Source organism: Aeromonas sp. 1HA1 (assembly GCF_029237385.1).
Classification (GTDB): Bacteria; Pseudomonadota; Gammaproteobacteria; order Enterobacterales; family Aeromonadaceae; genus Aeromonas; species Aeromonas popoffii.
This window is the reverse complement of record NZ_JAACGC010000013.1, coordinates 43138-55681: the sequence shown is the minus strand read 5'-3', so window position 1 is coordinate 55681 and position 12544 is coordinate 43138. Positions and strand designations below refer to the sequence as shown.

Genomic DNA, 12544 nt, shown 5'->3' with positions numbered 1-12544 from the left:
GGCGGTGGTGTCGTGCACTCATTCTACTCGTTAACGTGAAGGGCTACAGCTCGCTCGCCACACTATTTTTCGCGCCTGAAACAACGCCATCACTGCGGGTAAGACGTTTGACATAACGTTCCAGATAAGGCACTGGCAACGGCTTGGAGGCCAGATACCCCTGATAGAAATGGCAGCCCTGTGCCTGCAAAAACTCCAGCTGCTGGCGTGACTCCACTCCTTCTGCCGTCACGTTGAACCCCATGTGGCGAGCCATGGCGATAACGGCCTCGACGATGGCCATGTTGTCGCCATCCTTGGGAATGTCCTGGATGAAGGAGCGATCTATCTTGAGTTCATCGGCCGGCAGCCGTTTCAAGTAACTCAGGGAGGAGTAACCGGCGCCGAAATCATCGATGGCGAAACTGATGCCGAGCACCTTGAGCTCGCTCATCTTGCTGATGGTATCTTCCGCATGGCCGAGCACCACGGATTCGGTGATCTCCAGATTCAGGCAGGCGGGATCCATGCCGGTGGCGGCCAGCACATCATGAATGCGCTCGACAAAGTCGCTGGCATGGAACTGCTTGGCACTGACATTGACCGAGAGCTGGGGGATGTGGATACCGTTCTCTTCCCACAGCACATACTGGGCGCACGCCTCGTGCAGCACCCAGTTACCGATGTCAACGATGAGATCCGTCTCCTCGGCAATGGGAATGAACTCGGCGGGAGAGACCAGCGCCCGCCCCGGCGGTTGCCAGCGGATCAGCGCCTCGACCCCTATGATGTCCCCCCCTTCCACCATGTGCTGCGGCTGGTAGTAGAGGGTCAGCTCCTGTTGGCTGAGGGCATTGCGCAGCTCGTTGTGAATGAGTAGCCGACGATCCGCCTGCTGCTGCATGGAGGCATCGAAGAAGCGGCGGGTCTTGCGGCCCGCCGATTTGGCCTGATACATGGCGGTGTCAGCCTGCTTGAGCAGATCGTCCACCCCCTGCCCACGGCCGGGGAAGAGGGTAATACCGACGCTGGCGCCTATGTGCAGCACCTGCTGGCCATGGGTGTAGGGGGCGGCGATCTCGCTGATGAGCCGCTCGGTGATGATGTCGGCCTGCATCTCCGCCTGGGGCGGGCTGGCCGACAGCGAGGGCAGCAGCAGCACGAATTCGTCGCCACCCAGCCTCGCCAGGCAATCCCCCTGGCGCACCAGCCGTTTGAGGCGAGTGGCCACCTCCTTGAGCAGCCAGTCGCCGGTGGCATGACCCAGGGAGTCATTGATGGTCTTGAAGTGATCCAGATCGATGAACAGCAGGGCCCCTATCAGGTGATCGCGGCTTGCCTCGCGGAACGCCTGAGCCAGGGTCTCGTGCAACTGGCGGCGGTTGGGCAGACCGGTCAGCTCGTCGTAGTAGGCGAGATGCTGGATGCGACGTTCGGCCTCCTTGCGCTCCGAGATGTCTTCGAAACAGATGACGAAGTGGCTGATCACCCCTTTGTCATCCTGCACGGGCGTGACGATTTCCCACTGGGGATAGATGTGACCATCGACGTGCTGGCGCCGGGTCTCTCCCTGCCAGCGGCTCAAGGTATTGAGCTCATAGCCCAGCCCCCCCAGCCCTGACCAGAGGTCATTGCCAAGATACAGCCCAATCACCCGCTGACTGTCAAAGCCGCTGATCTGGCTAAAGGCATGGTTGACCCGCAAAATCTTGAAGTCGGGATCCGTGATGATGATGCCCTCGTGGGTTTCGAAGGCCACTGCAGAGAGCCGCAGCTGGGCATCGCTCTGCAACCGCTCCAGCTCGGCCACCATGCGCACAGAGAAAATGGTCAGCACTGAATCCAGGTTGGGGATCTCGATCTCGCCTGAGAAGAGCAGTGCCAGATGGCCCAGGATCTGACCCTGTCTGTCGAACAGCGGCTGGGCGTAATAACGCTGCCCCGCTTTCAACTGCGGATTAAGCTGGCAATCGGCCTCGATGGTGACCACGCAGGCCTCACCACGCCGATAGAGCTGCTGGCAGGGCATGCCCGCGAGTTCGTACTCTTTGAGATCGATACCGTGACAGGCCAGTACCTTGAGGCGGTCGCTGCTGGTGCGCTCTGCCAGCCATACCGCATCCGCGACCAGGATATGGGCGAGTTGGTTGATCAGGGTATCGAAAAAGTCGAGCCCGGTTCTGGCGGACAGCGCTTGGGCCAGCTGGGCCAGCAGGGGATCTTGCAACAGGGGGAGCTGCTGGGACAGTTCAGGCGTACTGCGGGTGGTATCCAGCGGGGCCAGCCAGCCACAGCATACTTGCTGGGCAGAGACGTACTGGCCGCTCCAGAGCACATGGCGCACCTCGCCATGCTCGTCCATCAGGTGACCGATGAACTGGGCTGGCTGGCGTGAGTGGTAGAGTCTGGAGAGAAAATCAGAGAAGCCGGGTTCATCGTCCACGGCCAGCTGACCGGCCCAGGGATGTGCCCCCTCCCCTTGCCATAACTGGTAAGAGGCATGATCGGACAGGCTCCACTGCTCATGTTGCCGATCATAAAACCACATCATCTGAGTGCCCTGCTGTTTCATCTACTACTCCAACACCACGACAACCACGTTCAATACCCTGACAACTTGATAGAGCCACACAATACCCTCTCGCACTACGGGCATAGCGCGATAGGTGAGGAGTGAGAAAGAAGCGAGACTATGCGGTGAAAACCGGACATGAAGTCGACATGCGGCGCTGCCAAGGGGGGACAGAAACGATCCAAGTTTCCCATACTGCCTGCCAGTTTCATGGAGCTCAAGTGCTTTTTGACGCAGAACGGGAAAAGATCACAATTTATAAGTCGCGTGATAGTAAAGGATTCATTTCGTGACAAAGATCACATTTCAATATTCTGCCATGAGTACTCTGAAGGTGAAGACACAAGCAAGACGACCCGAAGGGGGCCAATATGAAAATCGAAATTACCAGCAAAATCATCGACATCACCCCGGCTATCCGCGAGCGCATTGAATCCCGCTTTGAAAAGCTCGAACGTCTTCAGGTGCCTCTTATCACACCCCATGTGATTGTCTCCAAAGAACGCCTGATGTTTATCGTTGAAGCCAGTGCTGGCATCCCCAACGGCAAACTGTTTGCACAGGCAGAACACGAGGATATGTACGCCGCCATCACCGAACTGGGGCAAAAGCTGGAACGTCAGCTCAACCGACACATCGAGAAGCCCATCGCCCGTCGTGCGGCCGCCAGTACCAAGGAAGTCGTACCCCAAGTGGATGAAGCCGACGCATAACCTGCAGCACATCGCGCGAATCAAACAATAAAGGCGGGATCTTCCCGCCTTTTTGCATCCTGACGTTGCCGCGAGTCGATGCCCCCTCCTTACCCTGTCTCAGCTTAACCAGTGCAGACGAGCATCCACCCCCTGTTGCAACGCATCCAGTATTGGCAGCATGAGCTGCGGATCGTCACCCCTTGGCTGATCCGCTATCTTGCGTTGCCAGCGCTCACGCCCCAGAAGCGAGAGGTTGTCATACACGGCGGGATCCAGCGTCGGCTGCGTGCCCAGCAAGGGCGGCGAGCGCAACGCCAGCCAGAGCCTGACATCCACCATAGAGCCCCCCTGTTGCAGCCGCTCGTTGAGTCGCACACCATCCCCATCATCCTCACCCCCTTGCAGGGGGGCCAGCGCTGGCAGCGCAAAGCGGCTGCGCCAGTCCCGGGGATCCGGCTTGGACGCGGCCACCGGATCGAACCAGGGCTGCGCCTCCACAGCATCGGTCAGCAAGGCCAAGTGCAGACGAAAATCAGCCCTGTCGCCGTGCTGGAGATCCCGATTTAGACGTTGCCCCAGCTGGGCCTCGTCAACCAACAGCTGATCACGTATCGCGCTGGGTAGCATGAGATAACTCTTGGAAATGGTGGTTTCATCGCTTATCGGCCGCAAATCGGATCCTGTGAGCAGGAAAAATCCCGTCAAGGGGTTCACAACAGCGGAAGATCTGTTAGTATGCGCCTCGCACTTGTGGAGGGGTTCCCGAGCGGCCAAAGGGATCAGACTGTAAATCTGACGGCTCTGCCTTCGAAGGTTCGAATCCTTCTCCCTCCACCATTTCAAGTGCAGTAGTCAGCAAGGCCAAGCAACAGATGCAATGCCCCGTGGAGGGGTTCCCGAGTGGCCAAAGGGATCAGACTGTAAATCTGACGGCTCTGCCTTCGAAGGTTCGAATCCTTCTCCCTCCACCAATCTTCAGAAAACCCGGCCTGGCGCCGGGTTTTCGCATTTCTGACCATGCAAAAACAGTGGGCCTTAAACCATCACACTGGCCCTATGAAAACGGGAGGCCTAAGCCTCCCGTTTTATATTCACCTGCCCGGCAGGGTGAAGCGATAGAAGATATCCACTGCCTGGGCCACCCCGCTCATGGCCTGCAGGTAGAGTCTGGGCATCAGCTCATAACGCAGCCTGAGCTCGGCAATGGGGCTGAACACACCGACCCCATACTGGAACTGCAAGCCGGGCAACAGATAGGCAGACAAGGTAACCTGAGTGTTGTTGCCACTGCCAGCAGTATCAAGCGCCACATCGCTCATGCCGAGGGATTTCCCCAGGCTGGAGACAACGCCGCTGGCCTGACTGACGGCACCGGCCACCAGCAAGCCATTGAAACCGCCATCTGCGCCACTGGTCTGCAAACCCCTGCCGCGCAGCAGATAGGAAAGCTGTTCGGATTGCGCCATCTGAGGTTGAGAAAAAACGGTGATATTGGGCTTGCTAGCCGGCCCTGTCACCCTGACCCCGACAGTCACATTGGCCGCTATGGTCGCGGGATCCCGAATGGCTTCTATGTTGAGGAAGGGCCGATCAAGCGGGCCGGAGAAGAGGATGCGACCATCCTTGATGATAAGGTTCTGGCCATAAGCCCTGAAGCGACCATCGTTGAGCACCAGCTGACCATTGCCGGCAAGTGGCCGGGAAGGCCCCTGGCTGATGTTGATGCCCCCGCCCACCCTGGTGGTGAGCCCCATGGCATCGAACCGTATGTCGTCTCCGAGCCGAATGGCAAGTTTGATCGCTATTGGCAGCGGCGTAGCCCTGGGCTCCGGCGGCAGATCGTCATGGATCACTATCACGTCATCGGAGACGGAGACCGCGCTCTCGGGCAGGCTCTTGACCAGGATCCGCGCCCAGGGAATGTCGACCTGACCGGTGATCTGGGTCTGCTCTCCCAGCGAGATGGCGATATCGGGGGAGAGTCGCACCCGTCCCATGCCCGGATATTGGGCATCCAGCTCCTTGCCCTGAATGGTGAGGCTGCCACTGACCGGCATCTGAGCCCAGCTCAACCAGCCCCCCAACACCAGCGGACCCTTGCCCACCAGCATGGTGCCGTCGAGTTCAGCCCGGTTGCCTTCAATCTTGAGGCGGGTCACCAGCTTGGAGAGGGTCACCATGTCGGAATGGGTCTGCACCTCCCCATCCAGCAGGTTGAGTTGACCAAACAGCAAGGGGGCGGCCAGGGTACCATCGAAACGGGCATCGGCGGAGATAACGCCCTGCAGGGAGCGTACCTCCGGGATGAGCGGGGCGAAGGTCGTCAGCTTGAGGTCGTCAAACTTGAGCTGCCCCGACAGCCTGCCACGGCCGGATGGATCCGTGACCAGCAGATTGGTATCGATAGTGCCTATCTGTTTGGAGACGAAATCGAGCCGGAGCGCCGCCTGCTGACGTTCGAAATCGATCCCAAACTCGAGCTGCTGATAATCGGTCTTGAGCCCATTAGCAACCAGGGTGCCCGGCGTGGTACGCACGGTGGCGCGCAGGGTCGGCTGGCTGCCTCGCCAACTGGCTTTGCCATCGGCGGAGAGCACCGCCAGCCAGCAGAAATTGTCCGGTAGCCAGGGGTGCAGACGCTGGAGATCTAGCCCGCTCAGGGCAAATTCGAGACTACCCTGCTGGGCCGAAACCTGGCTGCCCTTGACACAGAGGCTAGCCCCCTTGGATCCCAGGCAGAGATCCCCCATGGTCAACCGCTGGTGCGGCAGATCGAGGTCAAGCGCCCAGGGGGCTGTCAGCTCCCAACGCTGCAGCGGCGTCTTCAGCTTGAGCTCCGATAGGGTGCCACGCCAGCGGTCCCCGCGCAGGCTACCGCTCAGGTTGAGATTGGCCGCCACCGGCTCGCCCTTCATGGTCAGCGATAAAACATGCTGATTGAGATCACCGCTCAGGTTCAGGGCCAGCTGGCTGAGCGCGTTGGCCCCTTGTACCAGGCTCGCCACCGTCAGCGCCAGCTCACCGGCCGGCTTGTCGCCGACCAGGGCATTACCCTTGATGGCAATCCCCTTCAGATCCGTGCCCGCATAGTAGAGCCGGCTGGCGGCTAGTTCCGTCGTGACCCTTGGTGTCTGCTGGTTGCCGGTGAGGCGCACCTGTCCCTTGATGTCCCCCTTCAGACCGGGGTAGAGCCCGGCCAGATTGGGGGCATCGATATCCGCATCCAGCCTCCATGCCTGCTGGCTGAGGCTGCCCTTGACCTGCAGCTGGTTAGGGCCGCTTTGCAGTGCCAGCGCGGGGATCTGCCACTCCATCTTGTCGTTGCCGCTGAGGCGGCCCTTGATGGCCAGCGGATGCTGGTTGAGCTTGCCCTCGACCTTCAGTTCTGGCAGCTGCAGCTGCCAGTGGCCTGTCTCGTTCAGTTCGAACTGGCTGGTAATCTTGCCCGCCAGCTTGCCCTTGAGCTCGGGAACCAGTTCGGCGGGATTGATCTCCTTGAATTCGGTGGTGCCCTGCCAGCGTACCCCCTGGTTCCAGGCCAACTTGCCATCGAGCTTGAGCTCCCCTTTCAGGGCGTTGAGCTGCAGCTTTATCTGGTTCAGTTGTTCCAGATCCCCCTTGCCCGTCAGCGCCAGCTTGAAGGGGGGGACGTCAGTGCCTTTGCCAGCCGTATTCAAGGCAAACTGATAGCCGGAGAGTTTACCCTTGGCAGTCAGGCTGCCTTTGTCCAACTGATAGCTGGGCTCGTCCTTGGCTGGCTTGTGCAGGGGCCAGTCGAGGCGCTGCCACTCCAGCCCCAGATCAAACGGCAAGTCAGGGTTGAGGGCGGCCAATGACCCCTTGAGGTTGGCGGCCACCGGCCCCTTGGCTTGCAGATCCAGCGCCAGCTTGCCTACCGAGCCACCCAGGATCAGGGCCGCCTGCCCCCCCTTGAGTTTGCCATCCAGCAGCCCCTTGCGGGCCTTGGCGTCCAGGGTCAACTCAAGCGGATAATCCTCGGTCAGCCGGATATGGCCCTTAAGCGCCAAATCCGCCATGGCATGGCGCAGGGAGAGCTCGCGCACCTCGATGCGCTCCTCTTTCCCACTGGCCGACAGCCGCAGGGTGTCGAGCCCTTCGTTCAGCTCCCCTTGTTGATAGCGAAAGCGGGTCGCCGTCAGGCCTTCCAGCTGGATGGGGAAAGGCAGAGTGATGGCGGGCAGCGCGATGGGCGCCGCGTTGGTTGCCTTCTGCGCCTTGGCCGCAGCCGGTTTGGCTGCATCGGCAGGCGGCGTCTCGGCCAGGGTCACGGTCAGGCCATCCAGCACAGGCCCGCGCACGATGAGCCCCTGGCGACTGAGGGTGGCGCCGATGTCGAGGGACGTGAGGGTCACACCGACGCCGGGCACCGCCAGATCCAAGTCTGCCACCTGGAGGCTATCGACCTGGATCCGCAGGGGCAGCGGACGCCAGACGAAGGGTTCTGATGGCTCTTCCTGCACCGGCTCCGATTCAGCGACCTTGACCACGGGGTGGGTGACCGTCAGAGATTTGATCCAGAGCTTGCCCTGCAACAACTTGCCGAGATCCCAGTTCAGCACGGCCCGCTCCACCATGACATCCACCAGCTCGTCCTGCCAGCCGACCCCTTCCAGGGTCCAGCCATAACCGAGTTGGCCCGCCACCAGCTCTCCCTTGAGGGAGGGCAGCGCCGCCCTGGCCTGTTGCCATAGCCACTTGTTGCCCTGATGGGTGAAGCCCAGCAGGCTGACGCCAATCAGCAGCAGGAAGACGAGCCCCATCAGCCAGAGAAGAATGCGTTTTACCCAGATCACAGCACAGGCCCCCGCGAAACATGCAGCCGCAGCGGCCAAGAAAGAGAACAAAGAGGAAGATGGGTGCGTTTAAACCGGATCATAGTTCAGGCCCCAACGCGAAATGGAGCCGCAGCGGCTTGTCATCCTCGGTAATGGCCACCGCCAGATCGAGCCTGACCTGACCTATGGGGGTGACCCAACGCACGCCGACACCCGGGCCTATCTTCCAAGCCTCGCTGTAATCGACCGTGGCCGTCCCGCCATCCACGAACAGGGCGCCGAGCCATCTGTCACTGAAGCGGTAGCTGTATTCGGCACTGGCAACGCTCACGTAACGGCCCCCCAGCAACTTGCCGTCGCTGCCGCGCGGCGAGATGGTCTCGTAGCCATAGCCACGCACCGTCTGGTCACCACCGGTGAAGAAGCGCAGTGACGGCGGCACCAGCGAGAAGCTGTCCCCTATGATGGCGCCCTGCTCCGCCCGCAGCAGGAAGCGGTGATCCTCTCCCAGGGAGCGCAGCCACCTGCTGCGGCCCCACACCCGCACGAAGCTGATATCGGAGCCCCAGTAGGGATCGGAAAACTCCAGAGTCAGCTGCTGGCGATCGCCCCAATCAGGCACCAGACCACCGCGCATCCGCAACCGCGACCAGGAGACACCGGGGATCAGCAGCAAGCTGTTCCCCTTGTCTGCACCCTGGGTAAAGACCTCGTTTTCGAGCCGGATGAAGACGTTTCGGTCCCAACTCTCCGGCTGCCGCGTCCAGCGGCGCACGCTGAGGGTGGTCAGGTCGGAGCGGGTATCGTTGATGTCCTTGTATTGATAACCCGCCTGCAGCGAGTAGTAGTTCCGCAGTGGGTTGCCCACCGGGATCTGGTAATCGAAGCTAAGCTCGGCCTCGGGTTGCGAGACCTTGGCGGTGGCGTTGAGACGGTGACCATAGCTGTTGACCCAGGGCTTCTCCCACGTGGCGCTAATACGCGGCCCCACGTCGGTGGCAAAACCGATACCCGTTTCTATTTCGTGGTCGACCCGGTTGGAGAGCGTCACCTGCACCGGCACCCGGTTGCCCTCCGCCTGGCTGACCATGGGCCTGATATCCACCTCCTTGAACATCCTGGTGGAGGAGATATCCTGCGACATCTCGGCCAGCCGGATCGCCAGATAGGGGTCGCCGCTCTTGATGTTGACGAGCGGCCGAATGAGGCGCAGCGCCTCGGGCGTGGCGTCGTAGTGGATCTCGCCAAAGTGATAGCGCTGGCCGGAGCGAAACAGTATGTAGATCTCGGCCGTGCCCTGATCCGGGAACACCTTGACCTGACTCTTGCTGATCTTGGCGTCGAAGTAGCCGCGGGCCAGCCCCAGGCTGCCGAGATCCGCCTTGATGGATTCGTATTTGCCGTGGTGGAGGGGATCTCCCTCCTGCAGGGGCAGCTTGTCCAGCAGCGCACTGAAGATGTCGTCGCTGCCCGCATCCCCTTCCAGCAGTATGTCGAGGCGGGAGATGATGACAGGCTTGCCTGCATCCACCTCGATCACCACCCTGGCGGGGGCATTTTTGTAACGGCTCAGGGTGATCTTGGGCTGATAGTAGCCAAAGACCTGCAGGGCTTGTTGCACACTCTCGGTGATCTTGGGGCGGGCCGTGCGGAATTGGCGCTCTTGAAAGACGGGCAGCGCATTGAGGAAGGCTTCGACGTTATCCTTGGTTTCCCCTCTCAGCCCCTTGACCTGATAGGTGAGTTTGGCCGCCATGGCCGGGGTGACGAACAGCAGCAAACAGAGACTCAGGCCCAGTGCGCGGAGCCTGCGACGGAAAACCCGTCCGGGCGATGAGATCCCTGCTGGCAGGGGCGGATTGCATCCTGTCAAACGTCAATTTCCCCGAAAAACATGATTAAAATAATGCAAGAGTCAGAATGCATATGAGGCTCATTCGATGGCAAGCGCGCCTCATCCTAGCATATCCCCAGCGCAACATCAGAGCGAAGCGGCATCGAAATTCACCATAGTATTGAAGCCTTTGTCACTCGGCTTGCCCACTTTCCTCCCGCCAGCGCCACAGACTGATGCCATTGTGGGCAAAAAAAGAGCCATTCCTCAGCCATCAAGCCATAAATGCATCACAAGCGGCGCTTTGTCTCTCATCGCCCTTGCAGCCCCCCCCCCCTCGCCGACGCGACATCAACTGTCGGCAAGTGGTCAAGATGACGACGGCCAGCCCGCTACCTACCCCCTGAGTCCCTGCCTTCCTCCTTGAACCAAAGCTGACTTTAGATGATAAAAATCAACTGGTTGAATCTGAACAATCAAAGCCTCGTTCACCTCAATCGATTTATCCCGCTGCCCCCGGCTCCTTGTCTCGCCCACACTGGGTTCATCTACCGAAGACAACACATCGCCCGCACCGGCGTCATGAGTCCAGGGTCCCGCCGCCCCCGGTGCTCTTAACCGAAGGAGACACATCATGCCTGCACGTAGCGAACAGATGGCTGACTATATTGCGGACCGACTCGAATTCATCACCTTTCTCGCCTGCTGCAGCGCCCTGGTGGCCCTGCTGACCGGCATGAACGGCCAGCAGGCACTGGCCTTCACCGCCCTCAACCTGCCGTTCGGGCTCGCCATCCTGCTGGGCATCGCCATACTGGCGCCACTGCCAGTGCACTGGCGTCTGCCGGGCATCACCCTCTTGCTGGCAAGCTGCGCCCTGGCCACCTTGCAACTGGGGGGCGACTGGCTCAACCCCTTAGCCATCTGGAGCCTTCATGCCCTGCTGGGGTTGGAGATCCTGTGGCAATCGCGTCCAAGGGCCCGCCTCGGCGCCCGCACCCGCAGTTAATCCCTGCATGACGGCTGACGCGCGGCGGGAATTGGAGTAATCTTGCGCCCCGATTTGCCCGCCGCCGAGGAGCGCCAATATGAAGAAAGCCTGTGCCCAGCACATCCTGGTCAAGACAGAGAAGCAGTGTCTGGAGATCAAGGAGAAACTTGCCAAGGGGGCCGACTTTGGTCAGATGGCCAAGCGTTTTTCCACCTGTGCCTCGTCCAAACGCTCGGGGGATCTGGGGGAGTTTTCGAAGGGCGACATGGTCAAGCCGTTTGACGATGCCGTGTTCAAGGGCGAACTGCTGACCGTACTCGGCCCGGTACGCACCAAGTTTGGCTTCCACCTCATCAAGGTGCTTTACCGCAACTGATGGCTCAGGGTTGGGGTGTCAATGCCACGGGCCAGCCGCCGCAACGGCGGGCATAAACACCAAAGCGCCAGGGATGGCGCTGCGCCCAGTCATCCATCTCGGGTGCGGGCGTGAATTGGCTATCCGGCCAGAGCGATACCCGGCTCGCGCGACCATGCAGCGCCTGCCAACGCGTCAGGCTCACCTGGGCCAAGCGCCACTGATAATCATCTCTGGGCAACAGGGTCGGGACAAATTCCTGGCCGCGATTGCAATATTGCCCGCCACCATCGTGCCCATCCACCAGCTGCCAGAAGACATTGAGCAGATCCCCATAACCCACCAGGACCGGATCGTAATCGATGCGCACTGCCTGGCGCCGCGCCAGCTCCTGTGCCGGCGTGGTTCCCTGCGGCAAGGGTGTGGCATAGCCGGGTTCGACCCGCGACACCCCAGGCATGGCCTCATAGACGATCTCGGCGCGCCACATGTCCCCCGCCGCCAGCACGGCTGTGTCAGCCCACAGCGAAGCGCTTGGGAAAAGCAGCAGGACTGAGATAAATTTACTAACGTTATCAGTCAATTAAGTTTATCCTTCAGGGTACTTGTCCATCATAACCAGTGGTTCCCCGTTATGCCCAGTTATTTGTGGTGGCCCCTGCTGGCCTGGTTGCTGCCCCTTGCTGGCGCCCTCGGCAGCCGCTCTCACCTCTGGCCCTGGTGGCTGGGGTTCGCCATCTGTCTGCTCGGTGCGCTGATATCGCTCCTGTTACTGGTACGCCTGCCCTGGAGCCGGCATAAGGTGCCGAGCCTCTGGGGGATCACCCCGCTGCTGCTGCCCCTGCTGTTCCTGGTGCAGGCACTGCGTATGCCGTTGCTCAACGATGTCAGCACGGACCCCTATAATCCCCCCCCCCTGCGCTGGGCCGCCGAGCTGAGAACGGCGCAGGATCTGCCCATCAATTCGGCACCCTTGAACGCGTTTGAGGGCAAACCCGGTCCTCTCTATACCAGCGCCTCCCCGGTCGAGGCGATCACGGAGGCCCACGCGCTGATGATACAACTGGGCTGGCAGGTGCGACCGAGCCCGGACGGCCTCGATGCAGTGGCCACCACCGGCTGGTTCGGCTTTCAGGACGATGTGGCGCTACGGGTCTTTGCCGGCCCCAAGGAGACCCGCATCGACATGCGTTCGGCCTCCCGCCAGGGACGCAGCGATCTGGGTACCAACCGGGCACGGATCGAGGTGTTTCTGATCCGGCTCAATGAGCGGCTGGGGGGTGCCTACAAACCCAAGATGCAGAACAAAAAAGAGGAATAAC

The 12544-nt window shown here is 60.7% G+C and carries 9 protein-coding genes and 2 tRNA genes; 6 read left to right on the top strand and 5 right to left on the bottom strand.

Going from position 1 to position 12544, the window contains the following annotated elements; genetic code table 11:
* Nucleotides 1–43: 43 nt before the first annotated feature.
* Nucleotides 44–2551 carry an EAL domain-containing protein gene (locus GWQ22_RS06715; RefSeq protein ID WP_275929825.1) on the bottom strand — a complete coding sequence of 836 codons (2508 nt, stop codon included), beginning with the start codon at nt 2549–2551 and terminating at the stop codon, nt 44–46.
* Nucleotides 2552–2922: 371 nt separating this feature from the next.
* On the opposite strand from GWQ22_RS06715, the gene raiA reads away from it, so the two are divergent.
* A complete protein-coding gene (gene raiA, locus GWQ22_RS06710) occupies nt 2923–3264 on the top strand; it encodes a ribosome-associated translation inhibitor RaiA (protein WP_042034639.1) in 342 nt (113 codons plus the stop codon).
* A gap of 99 nt (nt 3265–3363) precedes the next feature.
* On the opposite strand, the gene GWQ22_RS06705 is transcribed toward raiA, so the two are convergent.
* A complete protein-coding gene (locus GWQ22_RS06705) occupies nt 3364–3873 on the bottom strand; it encodes a VC2046/SO_2500 family protein (RefSeq protein ID WP_275929824.1) in 510 nt (169 codons plus the stop codon).
* A gap of 125 nt (nt 3874–3998) precedes the next feature.
* On the opposite strand from GWQ22_RS06705, the gene GWQ22_RS06700 reads away from it, so the two are divergent.
* Together GWQ22_RS06700 and GWQ22_RS06695 are read left to right on the top strand one after the other, a co-directional pair.
* Nucleotides 3999–4083, top strand: a tRNA-Tyr gene (locus GWQ22_RS06700).
* A gap of 49 nt (nt 4084–4132) precedes the next feature.
* Nucleotides 4133–4217: transfer RNA gene (locus tag GWQ22_RS06695), tRNA-Tyr, on the top strand.
* Between the two features lie 120 nt (nt 4218–4337).
* Here GWQ22_RS06695 and GWQ22_RS06690 read toward each other — a convergent pair.
* The gene (locus GWQ22_RS06690) at nt 4338–8060 is read right to left on the bottom strand and encodes a translocation/assembly module TamB domain-containing protein (RefSeq protein WP_275929823.1); all 3723 of its coding nucleotides are present in this window, start codon (nt 8058–8060) and stop codon (nt 4338–4340) included.
* Nucleotides 8061–8139: 79 nt separating this feature from the next.
* Nucleotides 8140–9915: an autotransporter assembly complex family protein gene (locus tag GWQ22_RS06685; RefSeq protein ID WP_212512433.1), complete on the bottom strand. Its 1776-nt coding sequence runs from the start codon at nt 9913–9915 to the stop codon at nt 8140–8142.
* A 595-nt stretch (nt 9916–10510) separates the two neighbouring features.
* Between GWQ22_RS06685 and GWQ22_RS06680 the strand changes: the two genes are divergently transcribed.
* Nucleotides 10511–10885 carry a hypothetical protein gene (locus GWQ22_RS06680; protein WP_042036929.1) on the top strand — a complete coding sequence of 125 codons (375 nt, stop codon included), beginning with the start codon at nt 10511–10513 and terminating at the stop codon, nt 10883–10885.
* 79 nt (nt 10886–10964) lie between these two features.
* On the top strand, nt 10965–11243 hold the full coding sequence (locus GWQ22_RS06675) for a peptidylprolyl isomerase (protein ID WP_005309750.1): 279 nt from the start codon (nt 10965–10967) through the stop codon (nt 11241–11243).
* A gap of 4 nt (nt 11244–11247) precedes the next feature.
* Here GWQ22_RS06675 and GWQ22_RS06670 read toward each other — a convergent pair whose 3' ends face one another.
* On the bottom strand, nt 11248–11805 hold the full coding sequence (locus tag GWQ22_RS06670; RefSeq protein ID WP_108537896.1) for a peptide-methionine (S)-S-oxide reductase: 558 nt from the start codon (nt 11803–11805) through the stop codon (nt 11248–11250).
* Nucleotides 11806–11856: 51 nt separating this feature from the next.
* Between GWQ22_RS06670 and GWQ22_RS06665 the strand changes: the two genes are divergently transcribed.
* Nucleotides 11857–12543, top strand: a complete 687-nt coding sequence (locus tag GWQ22_RS06665; RefSeq protein ID WP_212512436.1) for a DUF1499 domain-containing protein — start codon at nt 11857–11859, stop codon at nt 12541–12543.
* Nucleotide 12544 lies beyond the last annotated feature (1 nt).